We start from the raw sequence: 22087 nt of genomic DNA on the forward strand, positions 1-22087 counted from the left end.
AGTCGGGGGCGGGTCCGAAGGCCGCAAAGGAGTCCCGGATGAAGAACAAGCCCGAATTTCAACTGGCGATAGCGATCTTCGTCGGGATCTCGGTCATCGGCACGGTGTTCGGATTGTGGTGGGCCAGCTACTACGCAGGCATGAAGTCGCGAACCAACGTCGAATCGCCCGCAACCGAAGCGGCAGCACCGGCTCCGGAGCCGCAGACACCGCCGGTCACGGTTCCGCACAACAAATAACCGCAGGCAGCATCGAGCACGCAAAGAAGCAGACGAGTGGATTCGGGCGAGGCGTTTACTTCGGAGGACGCCGCGGGATCCACTTTTTCTTCACACGCGTCTGCTGCGCGCGCAGGATTCCGTCGAGCACCCGCGTCAGCGGACGCGGGCCTTCGCCTCCGAGGCTTTCGTCGAGCGCGGCAAGCTTGTCGAGGCTCGGCCGCAGCTCCTGGGCCGTGACGGCGCCTCCGGCTTCGCGGCAGAAATGCGTGCGGCAACCGAACGGCCGGCCTTCGTAGACCGAGCAGGTCTTTTCGTCGCGGTCGAGGAACGGGCACGCGCCGTCGCTGCGCGGCGGCGGCAGGCGGCGTCCGGTCGAGCGCAGCACGGCGAACAGGTAATCGGTTTCGGCCCGCGTCACGTACGGCTCGCGGCCGGTTTCGACGAAGCGGCAGCAGCGCGTCGTTCTCGTGCAGTTACGCGCCGGCAGCGAGGCCTCGGCCTCGGCGTAGATTTTCTCGATGTCCTCGTGTCCGCGCATCAGCGGCAATCCGTATCACGGGCAGGCGAAAGGGGACAGGCGCAATTTCGCGTACTTGCGAAAATGTACCTGGTACATTTTTACACCCCTTTACCAGAACCAGTGGCCGGCGTTCACGTCGAGGGACTGGCCGGTGATCATCGTCGACATGTCGGATGCGAAGAAGACGACGCTCTCGGCGATCTGCTCGGAGGTCGGGATCGCCTTGAGCGCGGTTTCGCTGGCGACCGCGTCGTAGATGACTTTGGGCGTCGTGCCGGCGCGCTCGGCTTCGCCTTCGAAGTAGCGCTCGAGCGGCGGTCCCCAGATGTATCCCGGCACCACCGAGTTCACGCGGATGCCGTAGCCGCCGAGCTCGAGCGCAAGCGTCTGCGTTGCGGCGTTGAGCGCGGCCTTGGACGCGGCGTAGCCGCCGAACATCGGCATCATCCGGCGCATCGACATGCTGTTGATCATCACGATCGAGCCGGCCGCACGCTCTTTCATCGACGGCACGACGGCCTGCGACAGGCGAAGGGATCCGAGCACGTTGACCTCGAACGGCGGACGCCACGTGTCGAGGTCGATGGTCTCGATGCGCTCGTAGGTGCCGGGGTGGTACGCGTTGTTGACGAGCACGTCGACCTTGCCGAACTCGGCGAGCGCTTTTTCGACCACGTTGCGGCACGACGCGGTGTCCGAAATGTCGGTGGCAACCGGCAGCGCGCGGCCGCCGGCCGCCCGAATCTCGCCGGCAAGCGTCTCGAGCGAATCGGCGCTGCGTGCCGCGAGCACCACCGCCGCGCCTTCGCGCGCGAGCGCGCGTCCGATGGCCTGACCGAGGCCGGGGCCGATGCCGGAAACGATGGCGACGCGATCCTTGAGCAGCATGGGTGTTCTCCAGTCCTGTGTATCTGCGCCGGCGCGTCAGGCCGCGTCTTCCGGCTCGATTGCGAAATGCTCGATGTACTTCGAGAAGCGCTCGCGCATCGCCGCCGGCACGAGGCCGAAGTCGGCGGCGCTGTAGCGGTGCTCGCCGTGCTTGTGCTGCGGGTGCGTGCGGTGCCACTCGCGAAGGCGCGCTTCGGTCGCCTCGGGATAGTCGATGCCGAAGTGCCGGTAGACTTTGCCGACCGCGGTCGCCGGATCGCCGACGGTCTCGCGAAACGGAACGTCGAAGAAGCGGTGCTCGCCGAGCTCGCGGCGCGCGGCCATCGCGTTCTCCATCGTCGTTGCGTAAAGCTCGACGACCCACTGCGCGATCGCGCGCCGGTCGGGATTGTCCTCGTAGATGCCGCGCCAGCCGGCGATCAGGCTGCACAGCGACGGCAGCACGCGCGCCGGATCGCGATGGGTCTGCACGATGCACGCGTCGGGATACACGTCGAGGATCTCGCGCAGCCAGCGCAGGTGCGCGGGATACTTGAGCACCCAGCGCCGGTCCGGATCGCCTGCGCCGACGAGGCGCAGAAGGTCGCGATGGCGAAGGTACGCGGGCTTCATGTCGCACGAGTCGTACCACGCCGAATAGCTCGGAATCGTCGCGTTGCACTCGAAGCTGTCGTCGCGAAACGTATGCTGCAGCAGCAGCCGGCATTCTTCCGGACCGTCGGCGGTCAGAAGGTGGATCGCCTTCAGGCGCGGGTCGAGCCAGTACGAAAGGCCGAGGCCCTGCGCGGCCTGCTTGAAGCGCGGATCCTTGTCCCACTGCTCCCGCGGCGGGCGCGGTTTCGGCGAGGCGCCGAGCCAGTATTCGAGCGCCTGATTGGCCTGATCCTGCGCGACCAGCGCATGCAGCGCGGTCGTTCCGGTTCTCGGCAGACCGAGGATGAAGATCGGACGGCGGATTTCACTGCCGAAGATCTCCGGCCGCTCGCGCCGCCAGCGCTCGCACTCGAGGCGTCCGCGGAAAAGCCCGACGAGCTGCTGCGTGACCATCCAGCGCCCGAACGGATTCAGGCGCGACTCTTCGTCGTACGCGCGCAGCAGCACCGACAGGCCGTCGCGATAGTCGTCGGCGCCAAGATCGGTCCCGCCGCCGGCGGCCTTGCTCGCGGCCTCTACCATCGCTTCTTCGGATTCGACGAATCCCTTGCGGCGGCGGCCGAGCTTCTCGAGCGTTCGTGCGGCCGCGTTCAGCAGGCGTACGGGCAGGCGTTGGTCGCGCTCGGTCGTCATCGTGGCAGATTTCGCAATCTCGGCCGCTCTGTCGTCAGTCGGGCTCGAGCTCGGACAGAAGCGCGACACGCGCCGACGGCTGCGGATGGTCCTTCGCCTTGATCCAGCGCAGGCCCATCGTGCCGCGCTGGTGCGAGCCGGTGTCCATCCAGTTCGCGAAGCCGCGGTTCTCCGCCGAGATCACGATGCGGAACGATCCGTCGCTGCGATAGCGCGTGGTGTGCTTGTTGGTCGAGACGGGAAGGTAGCGGTAGTCGAGCGATTCCATCCAGACGTTGTTGAGCTGGAAGTTCCAGTATTCGCATTCGGGCGGCGTGGCTTCGATGACGAGCGCTTCGTTCGGCGCGAGCTGCCACCATCCCATGTAGAAAAAGATATTGGGATCGCCGTGCGCGCCGCCGGTCACTTTCGGATCGAGCGCGAGCATGCGGTTCGGCCGCGTGCGAAACGCGCGCGCCCAGTCGGCGAACAGTCGCGCCGTTCCGGCTACGTACGAGCCCGCGCCGCGAAGGCCGGCGACCAGCCGCTCGCTGGTAAGAGGAGAGGGCGGGCCGTCGGCGCCGATGCGTTCGAGCTTGAGGTCGGCGATGGTCTCGGTGCTGCGGTCGAGAAAATTCTGCCGCACGATCAGCATCGACGAATCGGGCTCGAGCCGAATCCAGTTTCCCGGATGCGGCCTGGCGGAAAGGATGATTTCGAGGCGGCCGTCGGGCCCGACCTTCATGCGCGTGCTTTCGAGATAGTCGCTGCAGCCCGAGCGCGCGCTCGATCCGTAGTGCCCGTAATACGCACCGATGCCCAGATACGCGATGGTGCCGCGCGTTCCGTAGAGGCGATATTCGCACGAGCCGTCGATGGCGGCGTTCTGGTAGAAGCTGTCGGGATTGTCGCAGCCGATCTTGGCCGTCTCATGGCTGAGCCGGTAGAACGTCGGCGCGAGCGGATCGGCATGCTCGAGGAATTTCTCGAGCGCAAGACGCGTGAGCCTCGTCAGGTAACGGTAGCCCTCGGCGCGGTCGAGCGGATCGCCGGCAAGATCGCACGCGACGATCTTGCCGGCGTCCTTCAGCGCATCGCAGAACTCTTCCCAAAGGCGGCCGCTTTCGACGACGGACGCTGCATCGCTCTCCCCGGACATTGCTGCGGCGGACCATAGCGACGGGGCGCGCCAGTGGCCAGACCGCAGCGCACGGTTACTCGGGGACGGCGCCGTTCACGGACGGGCGGCGATAGCTTCGTGCGTGCTCCGGCGGCTCGGCGCGTGGAGCATGCAGCGGATCGTCGACGGGAGCACCGAAGACCGTCGTCAGCGGGATCGTTCCGGCCCAGATCCCGAGGTCGTAGTCTTCCTCGTCGTCGACCGGCCCGCCCATGCGCTCCTTCATCGACACTTCGATGATCGGAAAGCGTACGACGAGCGTGCGCAGGCTTTCCTCGCGGTTTGGCCCGCGCACGTACGCCGACCTTCCCGGCACCACGTGCTCGACGACCGCGGCGAGCGCGCGCGCATGCTCGTCAGGATCGGTCACGCGCTCTCCGGTGCCGAACACGACCACCGAACGATAGTTGACCGAGTGATGGAACGCCGAGCGTGCCAGCACGAGGCCGTCGAGCAGCGTGACCGCAATCGACGCCGGACCGCCGCCGGCGAGCGTGCGAAGCATGCGATTGGCGGTCGAGCCGTGAAGGTACAGGTCGTCGCCGATGCGCGCGTAGGCGACCGGGATCACGACCGGCGAACCGTCGGCCACGAACGCAACGTGACAGACCAGGGCCTCGTCGAGCACCGCATGCACGGCCGCGCGATCGTAGCGCCCGCGCACGGCCAGACGCTTGAGCGTCGTGCGCGGGGTCGCCGGATACGTGGTCGGGTTCGGGGATTCGGTGATCGTCGAGGTGCTCATGGGACTTCTCCTGTCTTTCTTGATCCTCGCCCTTGCGGGCTGCGGACGTCTTGATCCTCGCCCTTCGGGCTGCGGATTTCCGGCTTGCCAACCGCGCCGGAGTTTGTTACACTACAAACCATTCATTGTGTCGGCACGTTCAGGTATCACAGGTCGCAGCGCGGATGCAATCGCGCGCAGCATCGAGGAGTCGCTGCAGTCGGGACGGCTTCAGGCGGAAGCCTCGCTGCCGCCGGTACGATCGCTCGCCGAATCGCTCGGCGTGAGCCCGACGACCGTCGCCGCGGCGTACCGCACGCTTCGCCAGCGCGGGCTCGTCGTGGGGCAGGGCAGGCGTGGCACGCGCATCGCCCGCCGCGAATCGGCGCCGCCGCGTCTGCCGATTCCGCACGCGGCCGGTACCATCAATCTGTCCGACGGAAATCCCGATCCCGAGCTTCTTCCCGATCTCGAGCCGCTGCTGCGTGAGCTGCCGTTTCCGCGCGACCTCTACGGCGCGCCGTGCGTGCTGCCCGAGCTTCACGCCGCAGGTCACCGTCTGCTTGCGGCCGACGGTGTCGAAGCGCCCGCGCTTGCCGTGGTCTCGGGCGCAATGGACGGCATCGAACGCGTGCTGACGACGCAGCTTCGTGCCGGCGACAAGGTAGCCGTCGAGGATCCGGCGTTCGCGGGGCTTCTCGACCTGCTGGCTGCGCTTGCGCTCGTGCCGGTTCCGTTCGCGATCGATGCCGACGGTCCGGTTCCGGAATCGTTCGCGCGCGCGCTTGCCGGCGGCGTGCATGCGGTCGTGATCACGCCGCGCGCGCAGAATCCGACCGGCGGTCGCATCGAGAAGTCGCGTGCGGCCGAGCTGCGCCGCATCCTCGATCGCCATCCGTCGGTGCTGCTCGTCGAAGACGATCACGCGGCCGGTGTGGCCGGTGCGCCGCTCGAATCGCTCGGATCGCCGAGGCGAATGCGGCATGCGTACCTGCGCTCGATGGCAAAAGCGCTCGGGCCCGACGTTCGCGTCGCGCTGCTGGCCGGATCCGCCGACGTCGTGGCGAGGGTCGAGTCTCGCCAGATCGTCGGCATGCGCTGGGTCAGCCGGCTGCTGCAGCGCCTGGTGGTCGCAGCACTGGCGGACGCATCGGTCGGCGCGTCGGTCGCTCGCGCGGAAAAGGCTTACGAAGCGCGGCGCCGCGCCGTCATCGATGCGCTCGCGGCACGCGGCATTGCCGCCACCGGAGCATCGGGCCTCAACCTCTGGATTCCGGTCCGCGAGGAAGCGTACGCAATGCAGGTGCTGGCGCTGGCCGGCTGGAGCGTCGCACCCGGCGAGCGCTTTCGCGTGCGCAGCGCACCCGGGCTGCGCGTGACCGTCTCGCGGCTATCGACAGCGGACGCGTTGCGCTTCGCGGACGATGCGTCGCGTGCGCTCGCTCCCGCACGCGCGACCGCAACGACCTGACGGCTACTTTTTGTCGTGCTCGTCGGGTTGCGGGAGGACCAGCGAAAGGACGACGCCGCCGATCAGGATCAGCACGACGAGCCCGAGCACGTACAGGTTGTAGCTCTCGCCGAAGAATTTCCCGAGCCACTCGCCGACAAGCATCTTGATGCCGACCAGCGCCAGCACGAGCGCCAGCGAAACCTCGAGCATGTGGAAGCGGTTGAGCATGCCCGCGAGCGCGAAGAACAGTGAACGGAGGCCGAGGATCGCGAAGATGTTGCTGGTGAAAACCAGGAACGGATCGGCCGTGATCGAGAAGATCGCGGGCACCGAGTCGACGGCGAACACGACGTCGCAGGTTTCGACGACGAGCAGCGCGAGGAACATCGGCGTCATCATCAGCGTGCCGGGAGCGGCGGCGTCGACCGCGGGGTCGCGATCGTGGACCCCATGTCCGGGTACCGGCGGCCGGAGCGAGGCCTCGCTGCCGGCCCGGACGAAGAAGCTCTCGCCGTGGTAGTGGCGGGTCACCGGCAGGAAGCGCCGCGCGAAACGGACGACGGCGTTGTTCTGCGGCTCGGGGCTGTCCATTTCGAAGCGCAGCATCCCGTACGCCGTGTAGAGCAGGAACGCGCCGAACACGTAGAGGATCCAGTCGAAGTTGTGGATCAGCACCGCGCCCGCGCCGATCATGCCGCCGCGCATGATGAGAGCGCCCAGGATCCCCCAGAACAGCACGCGGTGCTGGTAGAGTCCCGGCACCCCGAACGTCGAGAAAACGACGGCCATCACGAACAGGTTGTCGACGCTCAGCGAGAGCTCGACGAGGTAGCCGGTGACATATTTGAGCACCGCCCGCGCGCCGTCGTTCGTCGTGCGGTCGACGACGTCGATGGCTGTCCCGAGCCCGAACCAGTGTCCGTCATAGGCGACATAGATGAAGCCCGTGAAGAGCAGCCCGAGGGTGATCCACATCGCCGACCAGCCCATCGCCTCGCGGACCCCGATGATGTGGGCCTTGCGGTTGAGCACTCCAAGATCGAGCGCGAGCAGCGCGAAGACGAGGACGAGGAAACCGGAGTAAAGCCAGAACATGGAGACGATCCGAGGGGCAGGCGTCCGGTGTAGCCACGCGCGTGCTCGTTCGCAACTCGGGCCCGCGCACACGCAACGAGAATTCGCCGTGCATGCCCGGGCGGCTCGCGATAGCGTCCCGATCGAGGTCCTTGGAATGCATCACTATCGTCGCGCCGGGAGCGCAGCTCCCGAAAAATGGATGGCCGCACTCGCCGGCGTTACCGCTCTGCTCGCGGTTTCCTGCTCAAAGCCGGCCGAGCCGGTTTCGAAGAACGCGATTCACGTAGCCGCCGGCGCTGGGGATATCGCTGGCGTCGAGCGTGCGATCGACGCCGGCTACGGCGTGGAGACGCTCGGGCGCAACAGCGCGACTCCGATTTTCTCGGCCGTCTGGGGCAACAAACCCGACATGGTGCGCTTCCTCGCAAAGAAAGGCGCGAAGGTCGACGCCCTCGACGGCAGTGACCGGGCGCCGCTGCACTACGCCGCGCAGAACGGCTTTATCGAGACGGTGACGGCGCTGATCGACAGCGGCGCCAATCCCGACGTCCGCAACGCGTACGGTTATACGCCGCTGATTGCCGCGTCGATGGACGGCAAGATCGAGGTGATCCGCGTGCTCATCGCGCGCGGTGCGAACGTGAATCTCTCCGACCTGGCCTCGAAGACGCCGCTGCACTTCGCGCTCAAGCAGAAACAGGACGCAGCCGCACGGCTGCTGGTCGAGTCCGGTGCCGACGTCAACGCCGTCGATCGCGAAGGCCGACGGCCGCTGGCGGAAGCCAAGGCCCGAGGAGTCGATGCGGCGACCGTCGACTTCCTCGTCGCACACGGTGCGCACGAGTAGCGGCTGGGCAGCTGCTTATGTCGATGCCGCTACGGGCGATGGGTTTGTTGTTGCGATGCGCAGCGCGGCCCGCGCGGTCGTGGCGCACGAGCATTCCGCGGGGAATGTGATCCAGGTTTCGTTCGATGCATCACCCTCGGGGGATCGGTGTCTTGAGCACCTGCACCGGTGGCGACGGGTCCGAGGGTTTGGCGGATCATACACGCGCGGCGTCGGGCTTGGATACGCGCCGCGTCGGGCGACGTCAGCGGAACGGCAAGGTCGAGAGTGTCCTGTCGACCTCGCTCACTGATCTGGTTGCGTCCTGCCGGGCGCGAATCACGGGCGGTATGCCACTTTTGTTATTGAAGCGTCGTCGCGATGTCGGTGCGAACTGGAACATGGGTAACGAATCAGACCGAGTACATGGGTAACAGTCACTCATCGTTTTCGACGCTTTCTTCGGCGCCGGCCGGGCGTGGAAATCAGGCTGGTTGCGCGCGGCTCAGGACCTCGAAGCACCCATACCAATAGCCATTCATTTCAACGGAAAGACAGATCGGTCGACTGCCAGATTCCGTCGGGAGCACGGAACGTGAGCAGCCGCAGTCGCGTCGTCACCGTCGCGAGACTTCCGTGCGCATGCAGCGACTGCACCTCCTCGCGGATTCCGAGGTCGGCCTGGAACAGACCGCCGCGTGCGGCGGCGACACCGAGCACGCGCGTACGCGTGACGGCAACAGCGACGTTGGTTCCCGCGTCGGCCAGCAGGACCTCCTCGCGCGGGCCGAGTCCGGCTTCGCTCCAGCTCCCGCTTACGCCTTCGAACCCGAACACCCTGCGGTCGGTGACCAGCAGTGCGACGCGATCGCCGAGAAGAATCCGCTCCGGGCTCGACTCGCGCAGCTCGAACGCGCGCTCGGCCCACGACGACAGTCCCGGAACCGTTGCGAGCGCGCGGCGGTCGGTGATGGCCAGCGCAACCCGTCCGCGCACGCCTGTCCACAGCACCGATTCGCCGCGGAACAAGTCGACCGATGTGATCGCATGAGTCCATGCATCGACCGCGAGGATCTCGCGGTCGCGCACGAGGATCTCGAGCTGATCCTCGATCGGACCGAAGTCGAGAAGCGGAACCTGCGGGAAGAAACCGAAATGGCGCGCGTGCGCAGCGGTCGGTATTCCGATGCCGGACGCGGCCAGCACAGCCGCGAGCACGACAGCAAACGTCCGCGGGCCGCGGCGATGGCCAGACGATCTGCTCGCCGGCAGACGGATCGGGGTGGTGCCGGCGCGCGTCATCGCTCTCGTTAGTAGCACGCCCTGACCTCGCCCGCACTGGAGAATCGTCGCCAGCAGCTGCGCGTCGCAATCCGCGGCGAATGCCGGACGCGATTCCTGCACGCCGCCGGTATGCGGCTGCGACGCCGCTCGGCTATTGGGGCGCGTGCCAGCCTCTGCGGTGCTTTCGCTCTACTGGTTTGTTTCGCTGATTGCGCTCGGGCTGTTCTTCCCATTGTTCAGTCTCTACCTCTCGGAGAATCTCGGGCTGAGCGGAAAGGAGACCGGCCTGGTCACCGCAGCGATTCCGCTCGCCGGCCTGCTTGCGCAGCCGCTGTGGGGCGTCCTGGCCGATCGCAGCGGCTCGCGCGTGCGAATGCTCTCTCTGGTTACGGCCGGAGCATCGATCGGTTACGCGCACCTCGCATTCGAGCGCACGTTCGGGTCGGTCCTGCTCGCGACCCTGCTGCTCGCGGTGTTCTCGACGTCGGTCATGCCGATGTCGGTCTCGGTTTCGATGGCGCTGCTGCGCGAGCGCGGACGCCATGCGTTCGGGATCGTGCGCTCGGCGGGAACGCTCGGCTATCTTGTTGCGGTCGCCGGATTTCCGGCCGCGCTGCACGCGTTCGGAGCTCTCGTGCCGCCCGCAGAGTCCGCCGCGTCGCACGCGTCGGAGCCGCACCTCGGGCTCATGCTGTTTGCCGCATGCGCCGCGATGGGGACGGCGTCGCTCATTTCGCTCGCACTGCCGCGCGGCGGTGCCGTTTCGCTTCGCGCCGCGTCGGGCGATTGGCGGCTGCTGTTTGCCGGCGGTCCGTACCCTCGGCTGCTCGCCGTCACGCTCGTCACGTACGTGTTCCTGCAGGGTCCGCTCGTGATGTTTCCTCTCTATGTGCGTTCGCTCGGCGGCGGCCTCGACGTCGTCAGCCACATGTGGATCTGGATGCTCGCATTCGAGATTCCGCTGCTCGCCGGCGTGGCCGCCGCACCGTCGTGGATCGGCGCCCGCGAGCTGATCGGCATCGGAATCGCGGCCGATGCCACGCGCTGGCTGGTATGCGCGTCGGCGCACAGTCTCGATGCGATCTACTACGTGCAGGTGCTGCACGGGGTCGCGGTCGCCGGGTTCGTCGTCGGCAGCGCGCTTTACGTGGAAGCCGTCGTGCCTGGAAAGCTGCGCTCGACCGCGCAAGGGCTCGTTTACATGATCGGAGTCGGCATCGGCGGCGTCGTCTCGAGCGCGGCTGCCGGAGCGCTCGTCGACGCGTATGGTCCGCGTGCACCGGCTCTGGTCGGCGGGCTCGGAGGAGCGATGCTCGCGATCGCGCTTCCGTGGGTTCTCCCGAAAGTGTCACGCCACTCGCATGACGATCTGGTCGCGATCGAGGCGATCGACGAAAGGCCGACGGCGTGAGCGGGACAGCCAGAGCTCCGGACAAGAGGCGGGCGAGGGCTGGCTTCAACGCGGCGGTTGACGGACCTTTGCGCTTCGATCGCCCAGACATCGAATTCACCGCCAGCGTGATCTTCGGGAGGCAACGGATGGTTCAACGGTTGCACAATCTGCTCGTGCACGTCGGGATCACGCTCGCTGTGACGTGTTCAGTAGCGACTGCGACCACGTGTGGCGATCTCGACAACAACGGCAAAGTCGTCACGAGCGATGCGCTCAGGCTCCTCAAATTCTCGGTTGGCCAGTCGGTCGACCTGAGCTGTCCCGCCGGTCTCAGCTGCTGGGACACGGACAACAACGGCGTCTGCGATGCCGAAGAGGACGTGTCCGGCGACGATGCGTGCAGCGTCGAGGATTGCAAGGGACCGAAAGGCGATCCCGGGGAGCCCGCCGATGCGGAGTTGCTGAACGATCTCGACGAGCGCGTCGCCACGCTCGAATCCTCGGCAGCCGGACGTCCGCCGAGCAGCAACCTCATTCTCTATCTGGGAACTCCTGCAAGCTACGGCCAGTGTGGCTCGGCAAGCGGGCTCGCTACGATGAGCGTGGGCGGACACTCGGCGGTTCCGTTTGCCGTTCCCAGCGGGATGGTTCTGGTCCTGACCGGAGCGAGCTGGGCCGTGCCGCCGTCGCAGTATTTCTGCACCAACTTTTCCATCCCCGACGCCCCGAATCCCGCAAGATATGTTTTTTCCACCTGTCCGACGATTCTGCTGAATAGCAGTACGTATGGTGCGGGTGTCTACTCGTTTCCCCCCATCACGCTTCTTCCCGGGAAGAATATCTGTGCATCCGAAGGCGTTCGCCCGAGCGTTGCGTTCTTCGGCTATTTCGCTCCCAACGAATAGAGCTGCCGGTCGTCGAGCGGTAAGTGAGATCCGTCGTGTCATCATCCGCTCCCGCCGTCCGCGTGCTGTTCGTCTGCCTCGGCAACATCTGCCGCTCTCCGACCGCCGAAGGGGTCTTCCGACGCCTCGTCTTGGACGCCGGGCTCTCGGACCGCATCCAGTCGTGCTCGGCCGGAACCCACGCGTACCACGTGGGCGAAGGCGCCGATCCGCGCTCGGCGCGCGCCGCGAAACGGCGCGGATACGATCTTTCGTCGCATCGCGCACGGCGCGTGGCTGTGTCCGATCTCGACGAGTTCGACTACATCCTCGCGATGGATCGCGAGAACCTTGCGTATCTGAAGACGCTCGAATCGCAGGCGGGGCCGAACAAACGCGCGCAGGTCTCGGCAATGCTGTCGTTCGCGCCAGCCGTTCGCTACGACGAAGTGCCGGATCCGTACGCGCGCGGCGACGAAGGATTCGAGATCGTCCTCGACATGCTGGAGAGCGCCTGCGAAGGGCTGCTCGAAGACATTCGCAGCCGCAGGCTTCGCGCGACGGACCGCTAGCGTTTCGGACGACTACAGCGGACGCGCGGGATCGAACGTCGCCTGCATGTGTTCCATCCAAACCGCCATCAGCGGCGCTTTCGGCAAACCGAGCCCGCGCAGCGTAGCGGCCATCGGATGATCGCCGAGCACGAGATCGACTCCGGAGCGCGAGAACCCGACGCCGCGTGACGACGAGACGAAGCGCGTCGCGCACGTGCGCCCGTCCATCCGCGTGTAGGTCGTCATTTCGTTTGCGGGAAGCTCGCGGGCGCCGCCGCGAGGCATCGAGAACGTCAGAACGTGCCTGCCGCCGCTGACGAGCCGGCACGTGGCCCTTTCGCCGGCATGGTCGAACGCGATCTCCTCGATCGTCTTCGGGAATCCCCACATCGTCTCGCCGGCTTCGCGCGTGAATGCCTGATCGACCGGAAGCCAGAAGATATACGTGCTGACGCGCCCGCGCAGGAAATCGATCGCGGTGCCGAGCCACGGGATGCCGCGCGGCGCGTTCCGTTCGCGCACGAAGAGTGCGAACGACACTTCGTTGTAGTCGCCGAGGTCGTTGTCGATGTAGTCGATGCACGCAAGGCTGAAGAGCGCACGGCCGGGAAGAAGCTCGACGACGTCGAGGTCGGGGCACGGCAGCAGCGCGCGCGCTGCTGCGGCATCGACGAGGTACGTGGCCGACGCGGACGCGGCCTCGCGAACGACGACAGGGTAGGGGACGACGCGGCCCTGGATGACGGCGCCTTCGCGCTCGGTAGCGGCAGTAGCCATTGCGCTCCGCTTAAAACAGACGCCGGACGATGTGGCCAGCGAAGCTCACGGCCGAGCGCCGGCGCGTCTCGCCGGGATCCTCACGCAGCGGCGAGTCGGCGCGCCGTCACGATGCTTACGCGGTCGCGCGCTGGCGCCGCTCCGCCGGCGAACGTCCGGTCCAGCGCTTGAATGCACGCGAGAACGAAGAGAGGTCCGAGAACCCGAGCATGTAGCTGATCTCGGTCACCGGAATGCTGCGGTCGTCGACGTACTGCTCGGCGAGCTCGCGGCGCACCGCGGCCAGCAGCTCCTTGAAGCTCGTGTGCAGCGACGCGAGGCGCCGCTGCAGCGACCGCGGGCTCATCGAGACCACTTTCGCGATGCTGTCTTCGGACGGCGTACCCGACGGAAGCTCGTCGACCATCGCCATCTTCACGCGCGAGACCAGATCGTCCTGGCGCAGGCTCTGGACCATCTGGTCGAGCACGTGGTCGTTGCTGCGCGCGAGCTCGCGGTTGGACGCGAGGAACGGCCGATCGGCGTCGCTGCTTCGAAACGAGATCCTCCATTCGGGCGCACCGTAGACGACCCGTGCGCGCAGCGCCTCGCTCACCCGGCTGCCGCCTTCCGGTTTCGGATACGTGAACGCGACCTCGAGCGGATCGAGCGGGCCGCTGATCGCGCTCCGCAGCAGGTCGATCAGAATCGCGCTGCGGCCGCTTTCGAGAACGCGAACGGCGCGCGGATCCACTTTGAGCGGCGTGCAGAGGAGATCGATCCGGGTGCTCTTTTTGTCGAGGCGGATCTTGAGCGCCGTGTTGACGACGGTGTGGTAGCGGGCGAACCGCTGCAGCGCTGTCGCGAGATCTGCGCTGGCGAGAACGACGACCGCGAGCCCGTGAAAATCTGTCGGCCGGTACCAGTTGACCGCGTCCAGTCCGAGATCCGCGTCGCCGGTGATCTCGACGGCTCGCGCCCACGCGGCCGCGACACGATCGAAAGGAAAGCGTGCGCGCGGCTGCTCGACGAGCGCCGGATTCAGACCGGCGCTGCGAAGCACCTCGCCGGCATCGATCCCCCGATCCTCGAGCGCGCGCGAAAGGAGCCGGATTTCCGAAGCGAGGAACGTGCCGATCATCACATCAAAACCCTACATCAAATCCCTGCCGGACGTCGCTTAGAGAGGATGGCGGCGCGGATCAAGCGTTTGGCGTCCGGGGTCAAGCAGGAAAGGCAGCCGGTTCGTAGAGTCCGCATGTGACGTTCGCTTTCGAACGCTCCGCGGTGACCGGGAAACAGGGGCCGGCTCATCGACGCGAAAACTCCCGGACCAGGAGACTCTGCGATGACGGGCTGCAACGAAGATCTGTCGCTGAAGACCATCGACCTCGATTGCGATACCAGGGCATGGGCTCCCGAGTTCAAGCTGATGCTTGCGGTGATGGAGGATGCGCTGGTGACGTTTCAATACGGACTTCGCTCGGCCAATCCGCTGCGGCGCCGGCGGGGATTCGAAGTCGAGAGCTGGGTTGCGAGCACGGACTCCGACTCGCCGTTCTCGTTCGAGAACATCTGCACGACGCTGTGTCTGGATCCCCAGTACATCCGCGAGGGGCTGCTGCGGATGAAACGCAGCGCGTACGCCGAGCGATGCCGCATCCGGCGCATCCGTCTGCGCAGGCAGCCGGCCGAAGGCCAGCGAAGGCGCAGCGGAACGATTGCGAACGACGCCAACGAATCGCGCCGGTACGGACCGCGCACGGAGCAGGGCGCGAAGTCGGGCGGCTAGAAATAGCCGCCTTCGGTCGAGTCGGCGACTTTCTTCGGAGGTGTCCGCGCGCGGATGTTCTTGCCGGTGAGCATGTCCTTGTATCCCATGCCCGGGCCGATCATCGGGTAGACGTGCTCGCGCTGGTCGACCATGACTTCGAGCAGCGCGGGACCGTCGAACGAAATGAAGTCGGCGAGCGCCGCCGCAAGATCCGCGCGCGCCACCACGCGGCGCGCGAAGCCGAATCCGTCGGCCTCGGCGGCCTTGACGAAGTCCTTCTTGTGAAGCGTCTTGTCCGAGCCCGAGTAGCGGTTCGCGTAGAACAGGTCCTGCCACTGGCGAACCATGCCGTCGCCGAGATTGTTGAGCAGCAGCACCTTGACCGGAATGTCGTAGTTGGTCAGCGTTTCGAGGTCGCCGAGGTTCATACGGATGCTGCCGTCGCCGTCGACGTCGATGACGAGTCGGCCGGGATTGGCGAGCTGCGCGCCGATCGCCGCGGGCAGGCCGAACCCCATCGTTCCCATGCTTCCCGACGTCAGCCAGTCGCGCGGGTTCTTGAAATCGAGGTACTGCGCAGCCCACATCTGGTGCTGGCCGACGCCGGTCGCCACGATGGCTTCGCCCTTGGTAATGCGGTTCATCTCGATCAGCACTTCTTCCTGCTGGATCGCCTCGGCGTCGTGGTTGTAGTCGAGCGGATGCTCCTTGCGCAGCTTCGCGACGTGCTCTCGCCACGCCGAGAAATCCTTGCGGAATGCCTTTCCGGCCTCGAGCAGCTCGGCGAGGCCGCGCTTGGCGTCGACCACGCACGACCAGTCGACGCCCTTGACCTTGCCGATCTCGGACGCGTCGACGTCGAGGTGCGCGATGCGCGCGCCCGGCGCGAATTCCTTGACCTTGCCGGCCACGCGATCGTCGAAGCGCGCGCCGACGGCGAACAGGAAGTCGCAGTCTTCGACGGCGTAGTTCGCGTACGCGGTGCCGTGCATGCCGAGCATGTGCAGCGCCAGCTCCGACGTCGTCTCGATCGATCCGATGCCCATCAGCGTCGTCACGACCGGTATCCCGAAGCGCTCGGCGAAGCGGCGCAGTTCCGGGGAGGCTTCGGCGTTCGGCACGCCGCCGCCGACATACAGCAGCGGGCGCTCCGAGCGCGAGAGCATTTCGAAGAACGATTTGGCCGCCTGCGCATCGACGTGATGGCGCGCCTGCTCGCTGCGGCGCTCATCGTAGCCGCGCAGCTTGAGCAGGCCCGAGCCGCGGAACGCGCCTTGCGTGAGCTGCACGTCGCGCGGGATGTCGACGACCACCGGACCGGGACGGCCGCTGCGCGCGATATCGAATGCGCTGCGCATCGTCTCTTCGATCTTGGTTTCATCGGTCAGCAGGAACACGTGCTTGGCGCACGGCGACATGATGTTGAAGACCGGCGCTTCCTGGAACGCGTCGGTGCCGATGGCCGCGCGCGGCACCTGGCCGCAGATGAGCACCATCGGAATCGAATCGGCCTGGCAGTCGCGCACCGGCGTGACGGTGTTGGTGGCGCCGGGGCCGGACGTGACGAGCGCGACGCCGACGCGGCCGCTGGAGCGCGAGTATCCGGCCGCCATGAATCCTGCGCCCTGCTCGGTGGCGGGCACCAGCAGATTGATCCGGCGCGACGGGTTCGACTCGTTGTAGCGGAAGACCGCGTCGTAGGTCGGCAGGATCGCGCCGCCGCTGTAGCCGAAGATCGTATCGACGCCTTCGTCCGCAAGGACCTGTACGACCGCGTCGGCTCCTGTCATCACGGTGCCGGCCATCGGGTGTTTGGCCGGGGCGAGTCCCAGGTGTGCGGCGGAGGAGGTCTTGCGGGTGGTCATCGTGTCTTCCCGTTGGGTCCGACAGGCCCGGCAGGCCCGGCGGCCTGTTGGTCGTCGAATGAATTTCGCGTGCCGTGGCGGCGCGCGAGCTGGCCACTATGGCTGAGTCGGTCCGGTTTTCCTACGTCCCGAGGGTGGTTCGCAACCGCTCTCTCCGCCCTGCAGACCCCGACCATCGGTAGATCGAGCCGGGCCAGGATCGCGGCGGTCAGGCCGTGCGACCAGACGCCATCCGGCGGGCATGCTCCTTCTCGATGCAGCGATCCATCACGACGAGCAGGCCGGCCGCACGAGCTCGCTCGGCGGCGGCTTCGTCGATGACGCCTTCCTGAAGCCACACGGCGCGCGCGCCGATCGCGATCGCTTCGTCGACGACGGCGCCTGCCTCCTCGGACCGGCGGAACACGTCGACGACGTCGACCGGCCCGTCGACCGTGCCGAGATCAGGCTTGCACGCCATGCCGAAAACCTCTTTCAGCATGGGGTTTACGAACGAAATCCTGAACCCATGCTTGAGGAGATAGGACGCGACCTCATTGGACGGTCGCGCGGGGTTGTCCGAGATCCCGACGACGGCAATGTGCTGCATCGTCGAAAGGATCTCGTCGATCTCGCGCTCCGGCTCCGTCATCGCGATGCGACCATCGGACGTTCGGACGAACGCATCAAGCGGCAGAGCTGCCGTGAATCTCGATGGTTTCACGACCATGACGCGTTGCATTAGAGCGGGGCCGCGTTACTCTCCGACGGCAGCGCGCGGCGCACGCCGCCGCCTGGGGGCAATCGCGGAGGTCTGGAAGAGGTGAGGTGGCATGGACATCAGGCAGGAAATTCGAAAGCTCGTGCCGGCCGGGGCGCTTGGACTGTTCGGCATCGAGCGCACGAGCGCCGAGCCTCTCGGTGATGCGGACCTGACCGTCCTTTTCACCGACATCGAAGACTACACCGGTCTTACCGATCGGCTCGGCGACCGCGCCGCCCGCGAGCTGGTCCTGGTCCACGACCGCATCGTCCGCGCGGCGCTGGCCGACACCGGCGGCCGCGAGATCAAGCATACCGGCGACGGGATCATGGCGTGCTTCGCGTCGGCGTCGCGCGCGATCGAATCGGCGCTGTCGATCCAGGCGACCTCGCACGCGTGGACACTGACGAGCGCTCAGCCGGCTCCGCTGCGGATTGCCGTAGGCATGAACGCCGGCGCACCGATCGTCGATGGCGGCGATCTGTTCGGAACCGTCGTCAACGTTGCAGCCCGCATCACTGATTGCGCTGCGGGAGGCCAGGTTCTGGTCTCGGACGTCGTCCGCCTTCTGGCGGCGGGAAAAGGCTTCCAGTTCCGTCATCACGGAACTCGCTGCCTCGACGGAATGGCGGAAGAGGTTCCGCTATACGAAGTCGTCTGGCAGGAAGACGCCCGGTCTGCAGACGCAAGCGACGAGCGCGCACGCACGGCCGCCGCCTGACAAATATCAAAGAGTATCCGCTGCCTGACGGTCAAAGCGGGATGGCTGCATCAGTCGGCGCGGCGAGGCGCTCGCGCGAGCGGCACGCCGCCGAGAATCACCTGCTGAATACGGCCGAGATCGGCGATGTTCGCGGTCGGATCGCCGGCGACCAGCACGAGGTCGGCCCTCCTGCCAACGGCGATCTCGCCGAACTCCGGAGTTTCACCGGCAAGAAAACGGGCATTGTCCCACGTCGCGGAGCGCAGTGCTTCGGCAGGCGTCATTCCCGCATCGACGAGCTTCGCCAGCTCGAGATGAAGGCCGGCACCCGCGATGATGCCGGGGTTGAGCGAATCGCTGCCCGCCAGCACGGTGATGCCGGCCGCGCGCAGCCTTGCCACGTTGCGCCTGCGCGCTTCGTGCGCGGCGCCGGCCGCCGCAACGAACGCGACGCTGTCTTCGTCGCGAAGAGGCGCAGTCGTCAGCAGTCGATCGATCAACTCTGCGGATGCGACCTCGCGCTCGATCGGCAGGAAATCTCCGCGTGACTTTCGCGGGCTGCCTGCGATGTCCCAGCCGGCCAGCGTCGCGATTACCGGCACGTGCCTCGCGGCGATGGCCGAGATCACCTGATCCGTAAGCTCGTCGCGCCACGGCGAATGAGCCAGCGCATCGACGCCGGCTTCGACAGCGAGGCCCGCTTCGGCCGAGCTTCCGACGTGCGCAATCGAACGGACGCCGGCCTCATGACCTGCGGTGACGATCGCCCTCATCGTCTCCAGCGAAAGGCATGGCACGACGCCGCGCGCCTCGGCATCGATCGTGATCTTGAGGATCTCCGGATGCTGCGGCGCAAGCTCGGCGACCGCGCGGCGCGCCGCGGCCGCATCGTCGACCTCGCGCGTTGCTCGCGGCAGCACGTACCAGCCGAGGTACCAGGGGAGCCACGCGCGCAGCACGTTGGCCGGATGTCCGCCGCTTGCGGTAAACACCGGACCCGCGGCGTAGACGCGCGGGCCGAGCATGCTGCCCGACGCAACGGCGTCTCGCTCGGCGAATACGGCCGGGGTCAGGTTTCCGAGGTCGAGAACGGTGGTGACGCCGGCATAAAGGAATGCTGCGAGATTTCCTTCGACGTCGGGCAGCAAGCCCGTCGCACCCGGCGGATTGGATGACGAAGCCGTGTGCGTGTGGACATCGACCAGGCCGGGCAGCAGTACGCCGCCGGATCCGTCGATCTCTCGCGCCTGCCCTGTCTCGATGCCGGTCTCCGCGATTCTGGCGATGCGGCCGCCTTCGACCAGTACATCGACAGGCCCGGCAGCGAGCGACGCCCGCGGCGCATCGAAGATGCGAACGTGGCGAATGACGAGTGAGGCGGGCGGCGGCGACGGCCGCGCCATCAGCGCTTCGCCGCCGCCGCATCCGCACAGGACGACCAGGGCCACGGCTGCGGGTCGAAGCTGCATGCGCGCGTGTAGCACCCCGGCCGCCGCCATTCCAAGCCGGTGCGGAGATCGAGCCTTGCCATGGCTCGCGCAATCGCGGCAATGTGCGCGCCGCATGACGATTCGTTTTCTGGTTACGCTTTTCACACTGTCATCGATGTTCGCCTCCAGCCTCGCAGGTGCTGCGATGGTCCCGTCCGGCGCGTCCATCCCACTCAGCGGCGAGAACGGCTCCGAGTCGCCCTCTGTCGCCGAGTCGCCGAGTGGTTTCGTCGTGGTCTGGAACGACACTGGGGGCCAGTCGCGAATTCGCGCACGCAGGCTCGATGCGACCGGATCTCCTTCCGCTCCCGCAGTTGCGGTCGACGCGGGCGCGCTCGCGCACAACACGCTTGCCGACGTGACGCGTGCCGGGGACGGTTTCATCGTCGTATGGCGGCAGGATCTCGAAGGCGACGACGAAGCGTCGCGCGTGACGGGTCGCTTCCTGGATGCAGCCGGCAATCCTGTCGGTGGCGAATTTCGCATCGACGAGCCGCATGCGGCTCCGGCCGGTCATTTCTACGCAGGCGCTCCCGCGGTGGCAGCCGATGCCAATGGCTTCGTCGTCGCATGGGCGCAAGGCACGACGCAGACGATTGGAAACGTCACGTACTACGACTCGACGATCTATGGCCGGCATTTCTCACTCGACGGCGTTCCCACCACCGGCGAGCTCCTGCTCGCTGGTGGTGGTCCGGCGCCGGCCATTGATGCGGACATCGACCGCACCGCGGCCGGATTCGTGCTGTCGTGGGTACGAGCCATCTCGGATCATTTCGGGTCGGTTTACGTGCGCGCACTCACGTCGGCAGGACAGCTCGCGGACAATTCCGAGGTCCTGGCCTACGACGGCGGTGCAGTGGACGCCGAGCTTGCTGCCGGCGGACAGGCCGTGCACGTGCTGTGGACCTCGGAGTACTACACCGACGTGTACACTTCGGAAGTTCGCGCGCGCAAAATCGACGAGACTTCGACTCGCTCGTTTCTCGTCAGCGCAAGCGCACCGAAAAACGAAGGGCTCGCGGCCGGCGCAAACGGACTTGCGGCCGTGACAATCGGCGGAGACAGGCTGGCCGCAGCGTGGACGACCGCTCTCGGCGATACTCCGGCAGAGATCGTCGTTCGGGAGTTCAGCGGCGACGGCGATGCGCTCGGGCCGGTCGTGCAGCTGAGCCACGACGGGCCGGTGCGCCATCCCGCCATCGCAGCAATCGATCCGCGTCGTGTACTGGTCGTCTGGCAGACCGGCGCCGGAGCAATCGCATCGAGATTGCTCCGGATTCGCGCACCGGAATGCGGAGACGCAGACGAGAACGGCGTAACGACGACGAACGACGCGCTCGCGGCGCTTCGCGCGAGTGTACAACTCCAGCCCTGTGCACCGTGTGTCTGCGACGCCGACGGCTCCGGCGCGCATACGGCTCACGACGCGCTCGTCGTACTGCAGTCTGCGCTCGATCTGCCGGTCACGCTCCATTGCCCGATCTGTTCCGAAGGCCCCGGGGATCCGCTGCGGCTGGTTGCATCCCCGACGTGCGCCGCGACGCACGTCCGCGTTCCACGATCGTCGCTGCCGGGGGATCTTTCGCTTCTCTCGTGTAGTCTCGACGGGGCAGTCACCGACTCCGGCTGCAACGCAACGCTTCAGATCGACGAGGCCGGCATGGTCGTCGACGTACGGGCGACGGAATCCGGTGCGTACGGCTGCAACCTCGACGCTCCGCTTCTGCGTTGTCACGCCCGTCCGGCGGATCTCGACGCAATCGCAAACACTGCGGTTGTTGGATGCGGCTGCAGCTGCGCCGAGCAGTGCGACACGCACCCGAAGCTCTGTGCCGGACAGTCCGCAGATCCGTCGTGCTCGTCTGCGCCGGCACGTCCCGTCCCGCCATCCGGCAGCGCAACCGCGCAGCGTACCGTCACGACGACTGCAGCCCGAAGGGCCGTTGCCTTCACGAGCACGACGCAGTTCGTTTCGACGTCGAGCGTGACGTCGTTCTGCGGGACCTGCTGCAATCTGGACGAGCTCGGCAGCGTGGAGATCGCCGAAGCTTCGCCGGTGCCGGTGACCGAGATGATCCTTCGCGTCGAGGGCGATGCGGGCGCGAGTGAGTGCTCGGAATGCTATGCGGCTTCGACGAACGCGCGCGGGATCTTCCTGGGCAGCGACGGCGATTCGCATTCGAAAATCTGCGTGATCGACTACACCGGGATCGACGTGGGAAAGCTCGGAACATGCGAAGGCTACGGCAGTCTCGCGCCCGGCCCGGCCCAGGTCCTTCGCGCGAGCGGACTCAACTTCGAGCCGCTCGATGAGTTTCCCACGGTGAACGTGACCGTGCCGGCGTCGAACGGAAATTGAAACGATCGCACGAGCCGCACCCATGCCCGGGGCTGCTTCCGATCGCCCGTCGCATCAAGAAAAGTTGAGGTCGTCGCGGGCGGAACAGTTGCGCATCGCCTCCATCGGAGCGTCCGCTCGGTTCC

At 66.6% G+C, this 22087-nt stretch carries 21 protein-coding genes; 9 read left to right on the plus strand and 12 right to left on the minus strand.

Going from position 1 to position 22087, the window contains the following annotated elements; genetic code table 11:
• The first annotated feature begins 38 nt into the window (after nt 1–38).
• Nucleotides 39–239 (plus strand): hypothetical protein, encoded by a 201-nt coding sequence (locus tag VN634_02950; protein ID HXC49820.1) that lies wholly within the window; start codon nt 39–41, stop codon nt 237–239.
• A 55-nt stretch (nt 240–294) separates the two neighbouring features.
• Here VN634_02950 and VN634_02955 read toward each other — a convergent pair whose 3' ends face one another.
• From VN634_02955 to VN634_02975, 5 genes are all read right to left on the minus strand, one after another.
• Nucleotides 295–759, minus strand: coding sequence for a YkgJ family cysteine cluster protein (locus VN634_02955; GenBank protein ID HXC49821.1), 465 nt, complete (start codon nt 757–759; stop codon nt 295–297).
• Between the two features lie 90 nt (nt 760–849).
• Complete coding sequence (locus VN634_02960; GenBank protein HXC49822.1) at nt 850–1629, minus strand: SDR family oxidoreductase; 780 nt, start codon at nt 1627–1629, stop codon at nt 850–852.
• 36 nt (nt 1630–1665) lie between these two features.
• Nucleotides 1666–2916 carry a sulfotransferase gene (locus VN634_02965; GenBank protein ID HXC49823.1) on the minus strand — a complete coding sequence of 417 codons (1251 nt, stop codon included), beginning with the start codon at nt 2914–2916 and terminating at the stop codon, nt 1666–1668.
• A 34-nt stretch (nt 2917–2950) separates the two neighbouring features.
• Nucleotides 2951–4054, minus strand: a complete 1104-nt coding sequence (locus VN634_02970; GenBank protein HXC49824.1) for a DUF1214 domain-containing protein — start codon at nt 4052–4054, stop codon at nt 2951–2953.
• A gap of 55 nt (nt 4055–4109) precedes the next feature.
• The gene (locus VN634_02975; protein ID HXC49825.1) at nt 4110–4820 is read right to left on the minus strand and encodes a pyridoxamine 5'-phosphate oxidase family protein; all 711 of its coding nucleotides are present in this window, start codon (nt 4818–4820) and stop codon (nt 4110–4112) included.
• 127 nt (nt 4821–4947) lie between these two features.
• Between VN634_02975 and VN634_02980 the strand changes: the two genes are divergently transcribed.
• The gene (locus tag VN634_02980) at nt 4948–6270 is read left to right on the plus strand and encodes an aminotransferase class I/II-fold pyridoxal phosphate-dependent enzyme (GenBank protein HXC49826.1); all 1323 of its coding nucleotides are present in this window, start codon (nt 4948–4950) and stop codon (nt 6268–6270) included.
• Between the two features lie 3 nt (nt 6271–6273).
• On the opposite strand, the gene VN634_02985 is transcribed toward VN634_02980, so the two are convergent.
• Nucleotides 6274–7347, minus strand: a complete 1074-nt coding sequence (locus VN634_02985; protein HXC49827.1) for a TerC family protein — start codon at nt 7345–7347, stop codon at nt 6274–6276.
• 136 nt (nt 7348–7483) lie between these two features.
• Between VN634_02985 and VN634_02990 the strand changes: the two genes are divergently transcribed.
• Entirely contained in the window at nt 7484–8176 is a 693-nt protein-coding gene (locus VN634_02990) for an ankyrin repeat domain-containing protein (GenBank protein ID HXC49828.1), read from the plus strand.
• 522 nt (nt 8177–8698) lie between these two features.
• Here the strand turns inward: VN634_02990 and VN634_02995 are convergent.
• Nucleotides 8699–9373, minus strand: coding sequence for a hypothetical protein (locus tag VN634_02995; protein HXC49829.1), 675 nt, complete (start codon nt 9371–9373; stop codon nt 8699–8701).
• A 229-nt stretch (nt 9374–9602) separates the two neighbouring features.
• Here VN634_02995 and VN634_03000 point away from each other — a divergent pair, with 229 nt between their 5' ends.
• From VN634_03000 to VN634_03010, 3 genes are all read left to right on the plus strand, one after another.
• A complete protein-coding gene (locus VN634_03000; GenBank protein ID HXC49830.1) occupies nt 9603–10850 on the plus strand; it encodes an MFS transporter in 1248 nt (415 codons plus the stop codon).
• A gap of 128 nt (nt 10851–10978) precedes the next feature.
• Nucleotides 10979–11737, plus strand: a complete 759-nt coding sequence (locus tag VN634_03005) for a hypothetical protein (GenBank protein ID HXC49831.1) — start codon at nt 10979–10981, stop codon at nt 11735–11737.
• Between the two features lie 35 nt (nt 11738–11772).
• On the plus strand, nt 11773–12288 hold the full coding sequence (locus VN634_03010; protein HXC49832.1) for a low molecular weight protein-tyrosine-phosphatase: 516 nt from the start codon (nt 11773–11775) through the stop codon (nt 12286–12288).
• A gap of 12 nt (nt 12289–12300) precedes the next feature.
• Here the strand turns inward: VN634_03010 and VN634_03015 are convergent, their stop codons facing one another.
• Entirely contained in the window at nt 12301–13047 is a 747-nt protein-coding gene (locus VN634_03015; GenBank protein HXC49833.1) for an acetoacetate decarboxylase family protein, read from the minus strand.
• 115 nt (nt 13048–13162) lie between these two features.
• A complete protein-coding gene (locus VN634_03020; protein HXC49834.1) occupies nt 13163–14167 on the minus strand; it encodes an AraC family transcriptional regulator in 1005 nt (334 codons plus the stop codon).
• Nucleotides 14168–14374: 207 nt separating this feature from the next.
• Between VN634_03020 and VN634_03025 the strand changes: the two genes are divergently transcribed.
• Entirely contained in the window at nt 14375–14818 is a 444-nt protein-coding gene (locus tag VN634_03025; GenBank protein HXC49835.1) for a hypothetical protein, read from the plus strand.
• Here the strand turns inward: VN634_03025 and ilvB are convergent.
• Together ilvB and VN634_03035 are read right to left on the minus strand one after the other, a co-directional pair.
• Entirely contained in the window at nt 14815–16665 is a 1851-nt protein-coding gene (ilvB, locus tag VN634_03030) for a biosynthetic-type acetolactate synthase large subunit (GenBank protein HXC49836.1), read from the minus strand. The genes VN634_03025 and ilvB overlap by 4 nt on opposite strands.
• A 208-nt stretch (nt 16666–16873) precedes the next feature.
• Complete coding sequence (locus tag VN634_03035) at nt 16874–17368, minus strand: CoA-binding protein (GenBank protein ID HXC49837.1); 495 nt, start codon at nt 17366–17368, stop codon at nt 16874–16876.
• Between the two features lie 109 nt (nt 17369–17477).
• Between VN634_03035 and VN634_03040 the strand changes: the two genes are divergently transcribed.
• A complete protein-coding gene (locus tag VN634_03040) occupies nt 17478–18128 on the plus strand; it encodes an adenylate/guanylate cyclase domain-containing protein (GenBank protein ID HXC49838.1) in 651 nt (216 codons plus the stop codon).
• A gap of 50 nt (nt 18129–18178) precedes the next feature.
• On the opposite strand, the gene VN634_03045 is transcribed toward VN634_03040, so the two are convergent.
• Nucleotides 18179–19579, minus strand: coding sequence for an amidohydrolase family protein (locus VN634_03045; GenBank protein HXC49839.1), 1401 nt, complete (start codon nt 19577–19579; stop codon nt 18179–18181).
• Nucleotides 19580–19673: 94 nt separating this feature from the next.
• On the opposite strand from VN634_03045, the gene VN634_03050 reads away from it, so the two are divergent.
• On the plus strand, nt 19674–21962 hold the full coding sequence (locus tag VN634_03050; protein ID HXC49840.1) for a hypothetical protein: 2289 nt from the start codon (nt 19674–19676) through the stop codon (nt 21960–21962).
• Nucleotides 21963–22087: the final 125 nt, after the last annotated feature.

The organism is Candidatus Limnocylindrales bacterium (genome assembly GCA_035571835.1).
GTDB lineage: Bacteria > Desulfobacterota > Binatia > UBA1149 > CAITLU01 > DATNBU01.

Bases quoted from the DNA above. Each gene is read 5' to 3' on its own strand.
- VN634_02950 (HXC49820.1), top strand. From the start codon at position 39: ATGAAGAACAAGCCCGAATTTCAACTGGCGATAGCGATCTTCGTCGGG.
- VN634_02955 (HXC49821.1), bottom strand. From the start codon at position 759: ATGCGCGGACACGAGGACATCGAGAAAATCTACGCCGAGGCCGAGGCC.
- VN634_02960 (HXC49822.1), bottom strand. From the start codon at position 1,629: ATGCTGCTCAAGGATCGCGTCGCCATCGTTTCCGGCATCGGCCCCGGC.
- VN634_02965 (HXC49823.1), bottom strand. From the start codon at position 2,916: ATGACGACCGAGCGCGACCAACGCCTGCCCGTACGCCTGCTGAACGCG.
- VN634_02970 (HXC49824.1), bottom strand. From the start codon at position 4,054: ATGTCCGGGGAGAGCGATGCAGCGTCCGTCGTCGAAAGCGGCCGCCTT.
- VN634_02975 (HXC49825.1), bottom strand. From the start codon at position 4,820: ATGAGCACCTCGACGATCACCGAATCCCCGAACCCGACCACGTATCCG.
- VN634_02985 (HXC49827.1), bottom strand. From the start codon at position 7,347: ATGTTCTGGCTTTACTCCGGTTTCCTCGTCCTCGTCTTCGCGCTGCTC.
- VN634_02990 (HXC49828.1), top strand. From the start codon at position 7,484: ATGCATCACTATCGTCGCGCCGGGAGCGCAGCTCCCGAAAAATGGATG.
- VN634_03005 (HXC49831.1), top strand. From the start codon at position 10,979: ATGGTTCAACGGTTGCACAATCTGCTCGTGCACGTCGGGATCACGCTC.
- VN634_03015 (HXC49833.1), bottom strand. From the start codon at position 13,047: ATGGCTACTGCCGCTACCGAGCGCGAAGGCGCCGTCATCCAGGGCCGC.
- VN634_03020 (HXC49834.1), bottom strand. From the start codon at position 14,167: ATGATCGGCACGTTCCTCGCTTCGGAAATCCGGCTCCTTTCGCGCGCG.
- VN634_03025 (HXC49835.1), top strand. From the start codon at position 14,375: ATGACGGGCTGCAACGAAGATCTGTCGCTGAAGACCATCGACCTCGAT.
- ilvB (HXC49836.1), bottom strand. From the start codon at position 16,665: ATGACCACCCGCAAGACCTCCTCCGCCGCACACCTGGGACTCGCCCCG.
- VN634_03040 (HXC49838.1), top strand. From the start codon at position 17,478: ATGGACATCAGGCAGGAAATTCGAAAGCTCGTGCCGGCCGGGGCGCTT.
- VN634_03045 (HXC49839.1), bottom strand. From the start codon at position 19,579: ATGCAGCTTCGACCCGCAGCCGTGGCCCTGGTCGTCCTGTGCGGATGC.
- VN634_03050 (HXC49840.1), top strand. From the start codon at position 19,674: ATGACGATTCGTTTTCTGGTTACGCTTTTCACACTGTCATCGATGTTC.